General features: G+C 65.5%; 16 protein-coding genes and 1 pseudogene. 11 read left to right on the forward strand and 6 right to left on the reverse strand.

Annotated features, from left to right (window positions below):
* Positions 1-116 precede the first annotated feature (116 nt).
* Together AC1D2K_RS14035 and AC1D2K_RS14040 are read right to left on the reverse strand one after the other, a co-directional pair.
* The gene (locus tag AC1D2K_RS14035; protein ID WP_478089438.1) at positions 117-935 is read right to left on the reverse strand and encodes a hypothetical protein; all 819 of its coding nucleotides are present in this window, start codon (positions 933-935) and stop codon (positions 117-119) included.
* Positions 936-1,775: 840 nt separating this feature from the next.
* Positions 1,776-2,633, reverse strand: coding sequence for a helix-turn-helix domain-containing protein (locus AC1D2K_RS14040; RefSeq protein WP_478089439.1), 858 nt, complete (start codon positions 2,631-2,633; stop codon positions 1,776-1,778).
* 226 nt (positions 2,634-2,859) lie between these two features.
* On the opposite strand from AC1D2K_RS14040, the gene AC1D2K_RS14045 reads away from it, so the two are divergent.
* From AC1D2K_RS14045 to AC1D2K_RS14055, 3 genes are all read left to right on the forward strand, one after another.
* On the forward strand, positions 2,860-3,729 hold the full coding sequence (locus AC1D2K_RS14045) for a fumarylacetoacetate hydrolase family protein (protein WP_478089440.1): 870 nt from the start codon (positions 2,860-2,862) through the stop codon (positions 3,727-3,729).
* 11 nt (positions 3,730-3,740) lie between these two features.
* Positions 3,741-4,523: an alpha/beta fold hydrolase gene (locus tag AC1D2K_RS14050; protein ID WP_478089441.1), complete on the forward strand. Its 783-nt coding sequence runs from the start codon at positions 3,741-3,743 to the stop codon at positions 4,521-4,523.
* Positions 4,524-4,587: 64 nt separating this feature from the next.
* Positions 4,588-5,928, forward strand: a complete 1,341-nt coding sequence (locus AC1D2K_RS14055; protein WP_478089442.1) for a metal-dependent hydrolase family protein — start codon at positions 4,588-4,590, stop codon at positions 5,926-5,928.
* Positions 5,929-6,084: 156 nt separating this feature from the next.
* Here the strand turns inward: AC1D2K_RS14055 and AC1D2K_RS14060 are convergent.
* Both AC1D2K_RS14060 and AC1D2K_RS14065 read right to left on the reverse strand, forming a co-directional pair.
* Positions 6,085-6,366 (reverse strand): annotated as a pseudogene (locus tag AC1D2K_RS14060) (ester cyclase); the annotation flags it as partial.
* 21 nt (positions 6,367-6,387) lie between these two features.
* Positions 6,388-7,347, reverse strand: coding sequence for a LysR family transcriptional regulator (locus tag AC1D2K_RS14065; RefSeq protein WP_478089443.1), 960 nt, complete (start codon positions 7,345-7,347; stop codon positions 6,388-6,390).
* A 123-nt stretch (positions 7,348-7,470) separates the two neighbouring features.
* Here AC1D2K_RS14065 and AC1D2K_RS14070 point away from each other — a divergent pair, with 123 nt between their 5' ends.
* Together AC1D2K_RS14070 and AC1D2K_RS14075 are read left to right on the forward strand one after the other, a co-directional pair.
* Positions 7,471-7,821, forward strand: coding sequence for an alpha/beta hydrolase (locus AC1D2K_RS14070; protein WP_478089444.1), 351 nt, complete (start codon positions 7,471-7,473; stop codon positions 7,819-7,821).
* Between the two features lie 210 nt (positions 7,822-8,031).
* Positions 8,032-8,400 (forward strand): DUF4148 domain-containing protein, encoded by a 369-nt coding sequence (locus AC1D2K_RS14075; RefSeq protein ID WP_478089445.1) that lies wholly within the window; start codon positions 8,032-8,034, stop codon positions 8,398-8,400.
* A 62-nt stretch (positions 8,401-8,462) separates the two neighbouring features.
* On the opposite strand, the gene AC1D2K_RS14080 is transcribed toward AC1D2K_RS14075, so the two are convergent.
* Together AC1D2K_RS14080 and hemB are read right to left on the reverse strand one after the other, a co-directional pair.
* On the reverse strand, positions 8,463-9,602 hold the full coding sequence (locus AC1D2K_RS14080) for a magnesium transporter CorA family protein (protein WP_478089446.1): 1,140 nt from the start codon (positions 9,600-9,602) through the stop codon (positions 8,463-8,465).
* Positions 9,603-9,678: 76 nt separating this feature from the next.
* On the reverse strand, positions 9,679-10,683 hold the full coding sequence (gene hemB, locus AC1D2K_RS14085; RefSeq protein ID WP_478089447.1) for a porphobilinogen synthase: 1,005 nt from the start codon (positions 10,681-10,683) through the stop codon (positions 9,679-9,681).
* A 345-nt stretch (positions 10,684-11,028) separates the two neighbouring features.
* On the opposite strand from hemB, the gene AC1D2K_RS14090 reads away from it, so the two are divergent.
* The 6 genes from AC1D2K_RS14090 to rpsL form a co-directional block, all read left to right on the forward strand.
* Entirely contained in the window at positions 11,029-11,457 is a 429-nt protein-coding gene (locus AC1D2K_RS14090; RefSeq protein ID WP_478089448.1) for a CopD family protein, read from the forward strand.
* Between the two features lie 5 nt (positions 11,458-11,462).
* A complete protein-coding gene (locus tag AC1D2K_RS14095) occupies positions 11,463-12,584 on the forward strand; it encodes a VanZ family protein (protein ID WP_478089449.1) in 1,122 nt (373 codons plus the stop codon).
* A 9-nt stretch (positions 12,585-12,593) separates the two neighbouring features.
* Complete coding sequence (locus AC1D2K_RS14100; RefSeq protein WP_478089450.1) at positions 12,594-12,947, forward strand: (2Fe-2S) ferredoxin domain-containing protein; 354 nt, start codon at positions 12,594-12,596, stop codon at positions 12,945-12,947.
* A gap of 154 nt (positions 12,948-13,101) precedes the next feature.
* On the forward strand, positions 13,102-13,734 hold the full coding sequence (locus AC1D2K_RS14105; RefSeq protein ID WP_478089451.1) for an alpha/beta hydrolase: 633 nt from the start codon (positions 13,102-13,104) through the stop codon (positions 13,732-13,734).
* A 23-nt stretch (positions 13,735-13,757) separates the two neighbouring features.
* On the forward strand, positions 13,758-14,927 hold the full coding sequence (locus AC1D2K_RS14110; RefSeq protein ID WP_478089452.1) for a D-alanyl-D-alanine carboxypeptidase family protein: 1,170 nt from the start codon (positions 13,758-13,760) through the stop codon (positions 14,925-14,927).
* A gap of 169 nt (positions 14,928-15,096) precedes the next feature.
* Positions 15,097-15,332: 30S ribosomal protein S12 (gene rpsL / locus AC1D2K_RS14115; protein WP_478089453.1), on the forward strand; the 236-nt coding region annotated here is incomplete at its 3' end.

Consider the following 15,332-nt stretch of genomic DNA (forward strand, 5'->3'; position numbering starts at 1 on the left):
CGGCTCCAAGAGGCGGGGTGCGTGCGCCGTTGGATTGAGACGCCGGGAAGCGCCTCTTCCATGGCGGCCACTACCTCCAGACGAAGCCAGGGTCCGCGCCGTCGCCAGGCAYGGGACTATTGCCGAGCGTGCTTCTGCATGTACGCGACGATTGAACTCATCTCCTGTTCAGTCGGCGTGTTGATGCTCTGCCAGCGGCTGTCCATGTGGATGTGCATGCGCTGGGTCACGCTGGACCACTCCTTGGCGGTATGCAGTGAGGGCGCCGGTGCTGCGTGGCACTGAACGCAATAGGTTGAGACCAGCTTGGCGCCCGCGGACTTGGCGTCCGGTAGCGGGCTCGAACCTGGCGGCGGGCCGCTACCCATCATCCCCCCACCCATCATGCCGCCGCCCCACATCCATCCCCTGCCGCGCATGGTCTGCATGCCCTGATACATCTCACGCCATTGCTCTTGCATGAGGCGTTGGCGCTCCTGCGGGTCGGTGGTCTGCTCAATCTTGTTCATCTGCTCTTGCATCCGCTGCGTGTAGTCGCGCATCTGCTGGCTGTATTGGTCGGGCGTTACGCCCTGGGGCGCGGGCCACGATGCACCTCCCCCCATCATTCCGGGTCCCATCGTCGACCATGGATGTCCCATCATCCACGGATACCCCATCCCCCACCGGTCGTGCATCTGTCCCATGTAGGTTTGCATGCTCTGCCAGTGTTGCTGCATCAGCTGCTGGCGGGCGGCCGCGTCGGGCGCGGCCTTGAGCTGGTCCAACTGCTTTTGTAACGTCTCGACTTGCTGCTGCAGCTCGCGCACTTGGGCGTCGGTCGGCGCAGACATTGCGGTTGGAGCCTGCGCCGGCGCCTGGGCGAAAACCACCGCTCCTGCGCTCATGAGGCCAGTGAGCAATGCGGCAAGTGCCGCTCTTTGCAACATCGTCATGGCAGTCACTCCTTGATGGTCAGCTTGACGGCGTCGTCAAGGGGAAGGCAGAGCGTCGTCCCGCCCGCGCCTGACATCTGGCCGACTCGGTCATCCGAACTGGCGGCCGCTGAGCTGAAGATACGCCGCGATATGCGCCGGGAACTGATGCAGGTCAAGGAAGGGCCTTCTCTGGAATGGATTGGCTGCCGACCATTCCAATGGTTGGGAGGGCACCCCTTTCGAACGGATGGCGCTCGTATCCGTGGCGCCAGGGTCCGAAGTCTCCTGCGCTCGGGCAAGGGATTCCCAGTCACTAATTCTCAGCGGCGAGTGAACGCCTCTCCCTACTCCGATTCGAACTTCCTGGCAAGAGACATTTCAAGGTGGCGCGCTGGTTAGACGCGCGACGATACTGGCCGCCCGCTGAAGGAGAGTGCGATGGCCAACAAGAAAGTTCAGCTCAACGACGAACAGTGGAGTGCKCTCCAAGCTCTCSAGAAGGCCAATGCCCGGCGGTATCCRACCGACTCAATCAAAGTCTCGAATCGCCTAAGGTCAAACGGATTTGTGGAAATGGACCGCCAAGGCGGCAAGCTCCTGACAGACCAAGGGCTGCACCGGTTGCAGCAAGGACGCTAAGCGATTTAGTCGTCTTTGTAGGCGACYACGTCCTCTCAATGCGTGGTTTGCCGGTGTCGGCACGGGGCGACGACGGGTCGAAGTCAAGCGGGGCTCAGCCGGACCGACCCATCCGCCGCGGCCAGCAACGGACGCGGTGAAGGTCGGCTTGTGGCCGCGTGCTGAAGTCCACCGGGACAAATCCATCGCTCAGCCGCCACCGTGGAAAACTCGCCACCCCTAGATCCGCTCCCTGGGGATGCCGGTCACGGTCACAGGCGAGGGATCGCGCGTCGCCCGCTTGAAGATCGACGGCGAGACGCCGGTGTGCTCCTTGAAGAAGCGCGAAAAGTTGCCCGGCGCGGAAAAGCCCAGATCCATCGCGACCTCCGTCAGTGCACCACCTTCGGCGACTCGGCGCATGGCTTCCTCGACCCGCACGCCGCTCCAGAACACCTGCGGTGTCGTGTTGAGCTGATCGCGAAACAGGGCAAAGAAGTGCGCGCGCGACAGGCCGACTTTTGCCGCGATCTCATCAATGGTCGTGAGCTCCGACACGTGGTCGCGCATGTGTGCGATGGCGCTGCGAAGCCGGTGGTCGAGCATCACGCCCACACCAGCCACAGGCGCCTCCGCGCCGCCCGTGGTCGATGCCGCAATGGCCGCCTCCAGCAGCCGCTCCACCTCGTCGTCGATAGCCGGGCGCGACTTGTCGGCGGAGATGATCAGATCGAGCACGCGCCAGCACGAGCGGCGCAATGCTGAGCTGATGGGAACGCGCGGGGAGGGAAATCGGAAGTTGCGTCCCGTTGCGTTGCCCAGCGCGTCAAGCCATTGCTTGGAGATCATGAAGACGAGGAAGAGGCAGGAACCGCTGCCCTCCATCACCATGTCGTGCGCCTCGAAGGCGTTGACGCCCAGCGCGAGGTTTTCGCCGTAGGGAACGACCTCGGCGCCCACGTTCGCGACCGCGCGGGTGCCACCGAGCCACAGGGCCAGCTGCGATTCGGAATGGGCGTGCGACACCAGGTTGGCGCGCGATTCGAGAACGATCGCCGTACCAAAAGCTCCCTCGTGCAGCGCATAGGCCTCGGCCATGTATTCCAGTCCCTCAAGGTGGGTCGACGGGTGCAATTGTTCGCCTTCGCGAGGCCTGAAAGGGCCTGAACCCGGGTAAATYCCTAGCACTCCACCAGACTCCCTGATACGTCGCCGGATTCGTCGATAAGCGCCCAAAGCGCTGCGTTTTTAAAGTTGCTCCATCCCCGCGGCACCTTCACCGGAACCGCAAATCCGCAGAGAGAAATCACAGGAGCCAACTGAAATGCGCATCGCCACCTACATCGCCGACGGCACCCGCCGCGTGGGACTTGTTTCCGACGACGGCCTCACCCTCCAACCCCTCGAACTCACGCCGCAGCAAGCAGCCGCGGGTGCCTTGAGCATCATCGAATCCATGGCTGAGGGCGGCGCTGCACCGGTCGCGACCGGCGCTGCCATCAAGGTCGCGGATGTCGCGCTCGACGCGCCGTTGCCCAAGCCCCGTCGCAACCTCTGGTGCGTGGGCCGCAACTACCACGCGCACGCCAAGGAACTCTCGGCATCGGTATTCAAGGACAGCGGCGCGAAGACCGACGAGTGGCCCATCGTCTTCACCAAGGTGCCCGAATGCGTGGTCGGCCCGCACGACGACGTGCTCGTGCCCAGCGCGATCTCGACGCAGATCGACTACGAGGCCGAACTCGCCGTGGTCATCGGCAAGGGTGGCAAAAACATCACGCGCGCTGCCGCCATGGAGCATGTTTTCGGCTACACGGTCGTAAACGATGTGACGGCGCGCGACGTGCAGATTCGCCACGGCCAGTGGGACATGGGCAAGTCCTTCGACACCTTCTGCCCGATGGGCCCGTGGATCGTGACGGCCGACGAGTTCGACGGCACCAAGACACGCGTGCGCTGCTGGGTCAACGGCGAGTTGCGCCAGGACGGCCCGACCGAGAACATGATCTTCGACATCCCGACGCTGATCGAAACCATCTCGCGCGGTATCACCCTGTATCCGGGTGATGTCATCGCTACGGGCACGCCGGCCGGCGTCGGCATGGGCATGTCGCCGCCGCGCTACCTGAAGGCGGGCGACGTGGTGCGCGTCGAGATCGACCGCCTTGGCGCGATCGAGAACAAGTTCGTCTGAAGCGCAGCGCAATGACGACTCGATTCATCAACGAACTGGCCGTCGAGATCGACGGCAACGGCGAAGCGCTGCTGTGCATCCACGGACTCGGCGGCTCGTCGAACACATGGACGCCTTTGCTGGCCGCCCTGTCGGGCTTCAAGGTGATCCGGCCGGATTTGCCCGGCAGCGCACGCTCGGCGCTGCTGGCGGAGCCGCTCTCGATCGAAGGCTATGCCGCAGCGCTTGAAGCCTTGCTCCCTGAGCTGGGCGTCGAATCTGTGCACGTGATGGCCCACTCGCTTGGCACCATCGTTGCGCAGCATCTCGCCGTGCGCAACCCCGGCAAGATCAAGTCGCTGGCCTTGTTCGGTCCGTTGGTTGCGCCACCCGAAGGGGCGCGGCCGAACATCGTGGCGCGTGCGGCGGCAGCGCGTGGCGGCGTGGCGGTCATGCAGGAGATTGCCGACGCCATCGTCAAGGGCGCCACCAGCCAGGAGACGAAGGCCGAGCAGCCCGCAGTGTTGGCACTGGTGCGCGAAAGCGTGATGCGCCAATCACCCGAGGGCTACGCTCAAAGCTGCGAAGCGCTCGCCGCCGCGCAGTCGGCCGAGATCGACCGCATCGAAGTGCCAACGCTGCTCGTGACCGGCGACCAGGATGGCGTTGCGCCACCGGCCAACGTCGCCGCGATGGCGGCGCGCATCAACGGTTCGCGACAGGTGGTCCTTGAAGGCTGCGGCCACTGGACGACCTTTGAGAAGCCGCAACGCTGCATGCAGGAACTCGAACAGTTCCACGCGTCGCTGCGCTGAATTCATTTTCACCTCCACACGTTCATCAACCCATTTCCGGCACCTCGGGCCGGAGGAGACAAGCATGACCCGCATCGCATTCACCAACGTCCGCATCTTCGACGGCACGGGCGAAGACACCTACACCGGCGACGTGCTCGTCGAAGGCAAGCGCATCGTCGAAGTCACCCGCGCACCGAAGCGCGTAAGCACCGACGACGCTCGCGTCATCGACGGCAAGGGCCGCTTCCTGATGCCCGGCATGACCGAGGCGCACACGCATTTCTCGTGGAACGACCAGCCGAGCCTCGCCGCCATCCAGTTCATGCCGCCCGAGGAGCACATGCTGTGGTGCGTGCGCGTGGCCAAGCGCTATCTCGACATGGGTTGGACCTYGGCTATCGGTGCCGCTGCCGCGAAGCCTCGACTGGACGTGGTGCTGCGCAACGCGATCGATGCGGGCGAGTTCCCCGGACCGCGCTACCTCGCGGGCAGCCAGGAGATCACCACCATCGGCGCCCTCGGCGACAACACGCTGCCGCACATGAAGTTCGAGGAACTGAGCTTCGGCAGCGTGTGCAGCGGACCGGAAGAAATCCGCAAGTCGGCCCGCACCTTCATCAAGTACGGCGTAGATCATCTCAAGATCAACTTGTCCGGCGAATACATTGCCGGCCTGCCGGCCGAGATGTCGCCGTTCGCGGAGGATGAGGTCGCGATGCTCGCGCAGGAAGCCAAGCGCTATGGCAAGCGCATGGCCGCGCACGCCCGGTCAAGCGAGTCGGTCAAGCAGTGTGTGCGACATGGCATCGAGATGGTCTACCACGCCAGCTTTGCGGACGAAGAGGCGCTCGACATGCTTGAGGCGGCCAAGGACAAGCACTTCGTCGCCCCCGGCATCGGCTGGCTCATTCGTACGACCTTCAACGCCGCCGAGTACGGCATCACCGAGGCCGTCGCGACGCAAATGGGCTACAAGCGCGAGCTGGAGATTGCCTCGGCATCGCTGCGCAAGATGCATCAGCGCGGCATCCGCATCCTGCCGGGTGGCGACTACGGCTTTGCTTGGATGCCTCACGGCACCAACGCCAACGACCTGCAGTACTTCGTCGACTACATCGGCATGACGCCCAAGGAAGCGCTGCTCGCAGCGACCAAGCTGGGCGGCCAAATCATGCTGCGTCCGGACGAACTGGGGCAGTTGAAGGCGGGCTACCTGGCGGACATCGTGCTGGTGGATGGTGATCCGCTGAAGGACCTGTCAATCCTGACCGATCCGGCGAAGTTCCAGCTCGTGATGAAGGATGGCGTGATCTACAAGGATTGCGCGACCCCCGTGCCTGCGGAGGCTGCGTTGCATCTGGAAGGGGCTGACTTTCCGCTACGTGAGGAAGGCGTCAAGGAAGCGCTTGCTGAAATGCATTGAGCCAAACTACCCAACGGGGGCGGCGGCAACGCCCCCGCTCTTTTCCTTCGACCGCAATGCAAGCGCAAGCTGGCGCTGAAAATCACGCCACGCACGACGGCTTGTGGCCGACTGCCGACAGCGCTGATGACTGACAAAAAATGAAGGCCCGCTGAACTACGCCGGACCTCCCGGCAACGCACCGAGCTGCTGCATGAGGCCCAGCGTATCCATGAGAATTCGAGTGGATTTAACTTTCGCACCCTCGAAGCGGTCGATGACCATACCCGAGACACGGACTGACCTCTGCGTAGGAGGAATTCCCAAGAAGGCGCCCTGATGCGTTCCGTGCCATTCAAAGCGCGTTAGCACGCGGTTGTCTTCTGCCATCTGCTCTTCAACATCCCAGCGCATGTCGGGAAACGCCAGTCGCAGTGCCCCCGCGCCGGCCGTCGCCGGTTCGCGCCGTCCGCGCGGGTTTCAGGCAGCCGGCGGCTGTTTTGCGCGTCGGCCGCCGGCCGCGGGGCGGCTTTCCTCGGATTCGGCCTKGGGCTCGGGGTCTCGCACGCGCGCTTCGAGAAAGTCCAGCAGCGCCCGCAGCGCGGCACTGTTGTGACGGCGCTGCGAATAGGCGGCGTACAGCCAGAGGTCGCGTGGCATGAACTCCTTCAGCACCGGCACCAGCGCGCCGCGTTCGATGTGCGACTGCGCCATCATCGTCGGCACGCAGACCGCGCCGAGTCCGGCCAGCGCGACGCCGATCAGCGSYGCGGCGTCGTTGGCGTCCATGCGGCTGGTCACCGGCACGCTGTAGGGCTGGCCGTCGAYCTCGAACGGCAGGTGCGGCGCGCCGCCCGCCAGMGAATARGTCAGGACGTCGTGCCGGCGCAGGTCGTCGGGCTGCKTCGGCATGCCGCGCCGGGCCCAGTAGYCSGGCGTCGCGCACARGGCYARRTCCATCARCCGCAGGCGCCGCACGATCAGGTTCTCGTCYSGGATGCGGYCCAGCCGCAGGGCGATGTCCACCCCTTCCTCGACCAGGTCGATCACGCGATTGCTCACGTGCAGGCTCACGTGCACCTCCGGATAGRTGACCATGAATTCGCCGATCCATCCCGCAAAGCTGCTCTGGCCGAGCCCGTGCGGCGCCGTGACCCGCAGCCGGCCTCGCGGGTGTCCCGCATGTCCCTGCAGTTCGGACTGGGTCAGCTCGATCATCTCGAGCAGCGGCTTGCTGCGCTCGAGCAGSAGGTGGCCCGCGTCGGTCAGGCTGACCGAGCGTGTCGAGCGATTGAGCAGCCGTACGCCGAASCGGGTCTCCAGCAGCGCCACGTACTTGCTGGCGTTGGCCTTGGACATCCCGAGCGAGTGGGCGGCACGGGAGAAGCTGCCACGCAGGGCGACTTCGCGAAAGGTCTTGAGCAGTTCCAGGCCGTCCATGGCACTCCATTGTTTCTGTTTGATGAACACCCTGGTTCATTTTCATAGGGTTTGTACCTAGAAATCTGGGGCAAACTCTATCCCACTGAGCAGCCCATCCCCAAGTACACAAAGGACACTGAAATGAAGACCTCGAAGATCATCGCCGCCGCCGCCCTCTCGATCCTGGCCGCAGCAGGTGCCCAGGCCGAAACCTACGAAGGCGTCCAAGCCCCGGTGTCGGCCAACAGCCGCGCCGAAGTGAACGGCCAGGCCGTGGTGGCCGCGCGCAGCGAGAACCCCTATGCCGACGGCGTGTCCTCGCGCGTCGCCCCGGCGCTGACCACCTCGGCCGACCGTGCGACGATCCGTGCCCAGGCCGTGGCGACCGCTCACGAGCCGAACCAGAACCTGGACCGCAAGGCCTTCGTGAACAGCGTGGTGCCGGCGCAGTACACGATCGTCCGCCCGGCGACGCAGCAAGCCGGTCTCTGATCGGCCTTCATCGGCTGGATGCCGGACCGTGCCGAAGCACGGCCCGGCATTTCCCTTTTTCCCTGGGAATCGTGATTGTTTCGATCCGGGAAACGCGGTGTCTCTTTTCTTGGTGTTTTCCCTTAGGGATTCCGTTCGACACTCGAGCGCACAGGCCAGCGACAGCGAGCCTGGTTTGAAACCAACTCCGAAGAATCCAAAGGAACTGAAATGAAGACCTCCCGCATCCTCGCCGCTGCCGCACTGTCCTTCCTCGCCGCCGCTGGCGCCCAGGCTGAGAGCTACGACGGCGTGCACGCCGGCGTCTCGGCCAAGAGCCGCAGCGAAGTCAGCGCCGAAGCGGTCAGTACCGCGGCTGCGCCGAACCAGAACGTGGTGCGCGGTTCGCGCGGCGCCGAGCCTTTCAACTCGGTCGCCAATCCCGAAGCCGTGCGCGCCCAGGCCGTCGCCACCGCGAACGCACCCGACCAGAACGTCGTCGGCGGTTCGCGCGTCAACAGCCGCGTGATCTCGACCATGAACAAGTCGGCCGAACCGCGCGTGGAAGCCCAGAAGGCCGGCGCCGCAACCGTCAAGTAAGCCGGGCGCTGCCTGACCAGAAGCCGGAGGGTGCGAGAGCGCCCTCCGGCTTTTTCAATGGCTCAGTGGGGTCGGGCCAGGTAGCGCTTGCGCCAGAAGACGACGATCAGCGTCACCGCGATCACGCCCATCGACCCCATCGCGATCCAGAATCCGTCGGCCTTGTGCACCAGCGGGATGAACTCGAAGTTCATGCCGAAGATGCCGGCGATCAGGTTCAGCGGCAGAAACACCGCGGTCAGCACGGTCAGCACCCGCATGATGTCGTTGGCGCGGTGGCCCTGGACGCTGAAATGCATCTGGACCGCGGTTTCGGCGTTCTGCTCGAGCCGCCGGACGTGGTGCACCACGCGCTCGATGTGCTCGAGGACGTCGCGGCTGCGGACCATCACCAGTTCGCGCTCGCGCTGCTCGGTGGCGCCCGCCGGCGTCGGCAAGGTCTCGAGGGCGTCGATCCAGTCCTGGACCGCGGCGCGCTGGTCTTCGCAGATTTCGTCCAGGTGGTAGAGCGACTGCCGGGAATCCATCAGCGCGCTCCAGTTGGTGAAGCGGCTGTGCGGATCGATCAGCTCGGCCTGCCAGTGGTCGAGCTGGCGTGTCAGGTCGCGCCGCAGGTCGAGGTAGGCATCGACGATCTGGTTGACGACGCGCAGCATCAGGTCGGCCGGACCCGAAGGCATGCGGGAGGACACCGCGCGGACATCGAGCGCCGGGACCGCCGCGCGGCCGCGGTCGTCCGGCGCGGCGGCCGCCGCGAGCAGCTTGGCGGCGAAGGCGTCGCGCACCGTGCCGTCCTCGGGATGCACCGACAGCAGCACGCGATCGAACACCGCGAAGCCGACCGGACGGGTGTCCACCCGGCGCAGCACGGCCGGGCCGCCGCGCACCGGCGCGTCGGGCTTCGGCGCCGGTTCCTTGCCGTTGGAGGCGGCCAGCCGGCGGAACACCAGCAGGTCGTACTGCGAGGTGTAGTCATAGCGCGAGGGCAGCTGGTCGTTGAGCAGGTCGCTCACGTGGAGGTCCAGCAGCAGGGTGCCGCACAGCGACTGCAGCACCTCCTGCACCTGCGGCAGCGAGGTCTGGAATTCTTCCCGTGTCAGCGACAGCCACAGGTAGCCCCGTTCGCAGGCGCCCGGTGCTGCCATCGGCGCCAGCGCGTCGTGCTCGGTGACCTGGGTGCCGTCGATCTTGAAGATGCGCATGGGGGCCGTATTCTTAGTCAGTTGAGGACAGGGCAAAAAACTGCTGCGCAGTGTTGTTGGTCTGTCCCGCAAGGTCTCAGTTTTGCTTCAGCAGCCGCGCCGCATCGAGCGCGAAATAGGTCAGCACGCCGTCGGCACCGGCGCGCTTGAAGGCCAGCAGGCTCTCGATCATGACCGCGTCGTGGTCCAGCCAGCCGTTCTGCGCCGCGGCCTTGAGCATCGCGTACTCGCCGCTCACCTGGTAGGCGAAGGTCGGCACCCGGAATTCATCCTTCACCCGGCGCACGATGTCCAGGTAGGGCATGCCGGGCTTCACCATCACCATGTCGGCGCCTTCGGCGATGTCGATCGCGACTTCGCGCAGCGCTTCGTCGCTGTTGCCCGGGTCCATCTGGTAGACCTTCTTGTTGCTCTTGCCGAGGTTGGCGGCCGAGCCGACCGCGTCGCGGAAGGGGCCGTAGAAGGCGCTCGCGTATTTGGCGCTGTAGGCCATGATCCGCGTGTGGATGTCGCCGCGCGCCTCGAGCGCGTTGCGGATGGCGCCGATCCGGCCGTCCATCATGTCGCTCGGCGCCACGATGTCGACACCGGCGCGCGACTGTGCGAGCGCCTGCTTGACCAGCACTTCGACGGTCGGGTCGTTGAGGATGTAGCCGCTGTCGTCGAGCAGCCCGTCCTGGCCGTGGCTGGTGTAGGGGTCGAGTGCGACGTCGGTCATCACGCCCAGCTCGGGGAAGCGCGACTTGAGCGCCGCCACCACGCGCGGGATCAGGCCGTCGGGATTGAAGGCCTCGTCGCCGGCCGGCGTCTTCAGGCTGGCATCGATGACGGGGAACAAGGCCATCACCGGAACGCCGAGCGCCACGCACTGCTCGGCGACCGGCAGCAGCAGGTCGAGGCTCAGCCGTTCCACGCCCGGCATCGACGGGACCGCGTCGCGTCGTTTCTCGCCCTCCTGCACGAACACCGGATAGATCAGGTCATTGGTTGTGAGTGTGTGCTCGCGCACGAGATTGCGCGTGAACGCATCCCGGCGCAGGCGGCGCGGCCGGCCGGCGGGAAAAGAAGCGTGGAAGGTCATGTCGAAAATTGTGCCCCAAGAGCGATGGCCGCTGGGGAGCCGGCTTCCGCGCGATCTTCCAACTCATTTCTGTTCATAACGAAGAGAAAACGAATATGTTTGTACTAGTGGCTTCGACGATTAGGTTAAAAAATGGCCTGGCTTGCTTGATAGGTTGATTTGCCTTTGTTAAATTCTGTCCCGGGCGGCTTGCCGCTCCCCGCTTTTCCTCCCTGAGCGGGTGCCTTGATGTGTGACAGCAAAAGGGCTTCCCAAGCCCGGCGTTTTGACGTCGGGCTTTTTTTTCGCGCGTCCGGCGGCGGACGCCGGCCGGGCGGGGCGGAAGCTCGCCACTAAACTGCCGCCATGCTCTGGGTCAAATCGCTGCACATCGTCTTCATCGCCAGCTGGTTCGCGGGACTGTTCTATCTGCCGCGCATCTTCGTCAACCTGGCGCTGGTCGCGCCGGAATCGGTCGCCGAGCGAGCCCGGCTGGTTCTGATGGCGCAAAAGCTGTTCCGCTTCACCACCTTCCTCGCCGTGCCGGCGCTCGGCTTCGGGCTGTGGCTCTGGCTCGGCTACGGCATCGGCCGCGGACCGGGCAGCGGCTGGATGCATGCGAAGCTGGCCCTGGTGCTGGCGGCGATCGGCTACCACCACGGCTGCGGCGTGCTGCTGCGCCGTTTCGTGGCGGGCAACGACCGCCGCAGCCACCGCTGGTACCGCTGGTTCAACGAACTGCCCGTGCTGCTGCTGCTGGCCATCGTGGTGCTGGTGGTCGTCAAGCCGTTCTGAATGCGGTGGACACCCAGCACAAATCCGTCGCCTTGCCCCTGGCGCTCGCCTACGCGGCGCTGATCGTCTACGCGAGCCTGTATCCCTTCGCCGACTGGCGCGACCAGGGCATCGCGCCGTGGGCCTATCTGGCGGCGCCCTGGCCCAAGTACTGGACCGGCTTCGACTTCGCAATCAATGTCGTCGGCTATCTGCCGCTGGGTTTTCTTGCCGCCATCGCGCTGATGCGCAATCGGCCGGCCACTGGTKGCGTCCGCGCCGTGCTTCGTGCCACGGCCGTGGCCGCGGCGATCGCTTTCGCCATGGAAACCTTGCAGAGCTACCTGCCGGCGCGCATTCCCTCCAACGTCGATCTCGGGCTCAACATCGCTGGCGCCTTCATCGGCGCGGTGCTCGCGGCGGTGCTCGAGCGTGTCGGCGCGGTCGCCCACTGGCATCGGACCCGATCGAACTGGTTCGTCGACGATTCGCGCGGCGGCCTGGTGCTGCTGGCCCTGTGGCCGATCGCGCTGCTGTTTCCGGCCGCCGTCAGCTTCGGCCTGGGCCAGGTGTTCGAGCGGCTCGAGGCCGGCATTGCCGACTGGCTGGTCGACACGCCCTTCATCGATTGGATGCCGGTGCGCGAGTTCGAGCTCGAGCCCCTGGTGCCGGGGGTCGAACTGCTCTGCGTCATGCTGGGCGCGCTGGTGCCTTGCCTGCTCGGCTTTCTGGTCACGCGTTCGGTCGCCCGGCGCGCGATCCTGCTGCCGTCGATCCTGTTGGCGGGCGTGGCCGCCTCGGCGCTGTCGGCGGCGCTCAGCTACGGTCCGCCACACGCCTGGGCCTGGCTGAGCCTGCCGGTGCAGATCGGCATCGCGGCCGCCCTGTTCATCGGCGTGCTGCTGCTGGGCGCTCCGCGACGCTTCTGCGCGGCCTTGCTGCTGATCGCGCTGGTGGTGCACCTGAGCCTCCTGAATCAGGCCCCCGAGAGTGCCTATTTCGCCCAGACGCTGGCGACCTGGGAGCAGGGGCGGTTCATCCGCTTCCATGGCCTCGCGCAGTGGCTGGGCTGGACCTGGCCTTTTGCAACCCTGGCTTACGTACTGGCAGTGCTGTCGCGCAGGGCGCCCGGGGCGCCGGCTCAATAGAATGCGTCGATGTCGAGTTCCAGCATTCCCGCGCCGGCGGGTTACTACAGCCGCCACATCTTCTTCTGCCTGAACGAACGCAAGAGTGGCGAGGATTCCTGTTCGAAGCACGAGGCCCAGGCCGGTTTCGATCGCTGCAAATCACGCGTCAAGGAGGCCGGGTTGGCCGGACCGGGCAAGGTCCGGGTCAACAAGGCCGGGTGCCTGGACCGTTGTGCCGGCGGGCCGGTCGCCGTCGTCTATCCGGATGCGGTCTGGTACACCTTCGTCGACGACGAGGATATCGACGAGATCGTCGAGTCGCACCTCAAGAACGGCGAAGTGGTCGAGCGGCTGCTGTTGTCGCCCGATGTCGGCCGCTAGATGACATACCCCCCGATGCGCCTGCGGCGCCTCCCCCTCCAGGGGGCAACACCAGCGGCCCGGCAAAGCCGGTTCCGCGGTGTTCCTGGCCTTTGGCTGCGCTGGTTTCATGCGTCGGGGTCACGCGATTCGATTCGCGTGGAGGGAAACTGAGATGAACCCGCGGACCGAAAGGATCCAGCTCAAGGGCGCCGCCGGCGTCATCGAAGTCCTGCGCGACCGCGCAGCCGAAGGTGCGCCGGCGCTCGGCGTGGCGGTTGTCGCCCATCCGCATCCGTTGTTCGGCGGCTCGATGGACAACAAGGTGGTTCAGACGCTGGCGCGCGCCTTCGTCGCCTGCGGCTGGACCGCGGTGCGCTTCAATTTCCGCGGTGTCGGCGCCAGCGAGGGCATGCACGACGAAGGCCGCGGGGAATGCGAGGACCTGCGCGCGGTGGTCGAGCAGCTGGCGCCCGAGGGACCGCTGGCGATCGCCGGCTTTTCTTTTGGCGCCTTCGTCGCCAGCTGTGCCATCGACAAGCTCTGGGCCACGCGCGACATCCGGCATGTGGTGCTGGTCGGCACGGCGGCGTCGCGCTTCCCGGTCGCGACGCTGCCGGCCGAAGCCCACGAGCGCGCACTGGTGGTGCACGGCGAGCAGGACGACACCGTGCCGCTGGCCGCGGTGATGGACTGGGCCCGGCCGCAGTCACTTCCTGTCACAGTCGTTCCCGGAGGGGGGCATTTCTTTCACGGACAATTGCCGCTGCTCAAGAATCTCGTTGTCCGCCATTTGCGCGCAGGCTAGTCTTTTTCGTCTTCTTGCCCCCCATGAATCGCTTTGTTGAAGCGCTGCGCGCCTTCGCGGTCGCCGCTGCCGCATCTTTCTGTCTGGCCGCGGGGGCACAGGTGCCGGCACCGCCGGAGATCGCGGCGCGCAGCTTCCTGCTGCTCGACTTCACGGCCAACCAGGTGCTGGCCCAGAAGGACATCGACAGCCAGGTCGAACCGGCGTCGCTGACCAAGCTGATGTCGGCCTACCTGGTCTTCGACGCCTTGCGCGCGAAGAAGATCAGCCTGCAGCAGACCCTGCCGGTCAGCCCCCGTGCCTGGAAGATGCCGGGCTCGCGGATGTTCATCGACCCGACGATGCAGGTGCCGGTGGAGGACTTGATCAAGGGCCTGATCGTGCAGTCGGGCAACGACGCCACGGTGGCGCTGGCCGAGGGCGTGGGCGGCACGGTCGAGCACTTCGTCGAACTCATGAACGAGCAGGCCAGGGCCCTCGGCATGAAGAACACGAGCTACAAGAATCCCGAAGGCCTCGCCGAGCCCGGCCACACCACCACCGCGCGCGACCTGAGCATCCTGGCGACCCGCCTGATGCGTGATTTCCCGGAGTTCGTTCACTACTACGCGATCAAGAAATACCGTTTGCCCGGCACGCCGTCGACCAACGACACCAACCGCAACCTGCTGCTGTTCCGAGATCCGACCGTCGACGGCCTGAAAACCGGTCACACGCAGGCGGCCGGCTACTGCATGATCGTCACCGCCAAGCGCGACTTCCCGAATCTCACGGGCGGGCGGCGCCTGCTGTCGATCGTGCTGGGCGCCGCGAGCGAAAACGCGCGCGCCAACGAATCGCAGAAGCTCCTGAACTGGGGCTACACCGCCTTCGACGCGGTCCGCCTGTTCGATGTCAACCAGGCGGTGGCGACGCCTGCGGTCTGGAAGGGCAAGGAAAACACCGTCAAGCTCGGCCGCCCCGACGCCATCGTGGTGGCCGTGCCGGCCGGCTCGGCGGGCAAGATCAAGACGCAGGTGGTGCGTCCCGACCCGCTGGTCGCCCCGTTCACCAAGTTCCAGCCCATCGGCTCGCTCAAGATCACGCTCGGCGACGAGCCCGTGACCGAGGTGCCGCTGGTGGCGCTGGACGCAGTCCAGCAAGCCGGCGTTCTTGGCCGCGCCTGGGACGCCGTCCGCCTCTGGATCAAGTAGCCCGGGCCCGATGCGGCCCGGGATGGGCAAGCGCCCGAGCCAGTGCTATACTCGCAGGCTTTTCGGAAATTCCGAAGGGATTCACGTTTTCGGCCAATTTCTGGTCGTTTCCCCGTCTGGCCGGTTCACGCCTAGGGCCTGCGGGGCTAGTTTTGGGACTTATTCATTCATGCCAACCATCAATCAACTGGTGCGTCAGGGTCGGACGGTCGAAAAGATCAATTCGAAGAGCCCTGCCATGCAGAACTCGCCGCAACGTCGCGGTGTCTGCACCCGGGTCTACACCACGACCCCGAAAAAGCCGAACTCGGCGCTGCGTAAGGTCGCCAAGGTGCGCCTGACCAACGGCTTCGAAGTCATTTCCTACATCGGCGGCGAAGGCCACAACCTGCAGGAACACAGCGT

The sequence above is a fragment of the Variovorax sp. P1_H12_2 genome, assembly GCF_056405335.1.

What these genes read in the sequence shown, in the direction of transcription:
- AC1D2K_RS14080 (WP_478089446.1), bottom strand. Translation starts at nt 9,602, where the DNA reads ATGCGCATCTTCAAGATCGACGGCACCCAGGTCACCGAGCACGACGCG.
- AC1D2K_RS14070 (WP_478089444.1), top strand. Translation starts at nt 7,471, where the DNA reads ATGAAGACCTCGAAGATCATCGCCGCCGCCGCCCTCTCGATCCTGGCC.
- AC1D2K_RS14035 (WP_478089438.1), bottom strand. Translation starts at nt 935, where the DNA reads ATGACGATGTTGCAAAGAGCGGCACTTGCCGCATTGCTCACTGGCCTC.
- AC1D2K_RS14045 (WP_478089440.1), top strand. Translation starts at nt 2,860, where the DNA reads ATGCGCATCGCCACCTACATCGCCGACGGCACCCGCCGCGTGGGACTT.
- hemB (WP_478089447.1), bottom strand. Translation starts at nt 10,683, where the DNA reads ATGACCTTCCACGCTTCTTTTCCCGCCGGCCGGCCGCGCCGCCTGCGC.
- AC1D2K_RS14105 (WP_478089451.1), top strand. Translation starts at nt 13,102, where the DNA reads ATGAACCCGCGGACCGAAAGGATCCAGCTCAAGGGCGCCGCCGGCGTC.
- AC1D2K_RS14075 (WP_478089445.1), top strand. Translation starts at nt 8,032, where the DNA reads ATGAAGACCTCCCGCATCCTCGCCGCTGCCGCACTGTCCTTCCTCGCC.
- AC1D2K_RS14050 (WP_478089441.1), top strand. Translation starts at nt 3,741, where the DNA reads ATGACGACTCGATTCATCAACGAACTGGCCGTCGAGATCGACGGCAAC.
- AC1D2K_RS14040 (WP_478089439.1), bottom strand. Translation starts at nt 2,633, where the DNA reads ATGGCCGAGGCCTATGCGCTGCACGAGGGAGCTTTTGGTACGGCGATC.
- AC1D2K_RS14090 (WP_478089448.1), top strand. Translation starts at nt 11,029, where the DNA reads ATGCTCTGGGTCAAATCGCTGCACATCGTCTTCATCGCCAGCTGGTTC.
- AC1D2K_RS14110 (WP_478089452.1), top strand. Translation starts at nt 13,758, where the DNA reads ATGAATCGCTTTGTTGAAGCGCTGCGCGCCTTCGCGGTCGCCGCTGCC.
- AC1D2K_RS14100 (WP_478089450.1), top strand. Translation starts at nt 12,594, where the DNA reads ATGTCGAGTTCCAGCATTCCCGCGCCGGCGGGTTACTACAGCCGCCAC.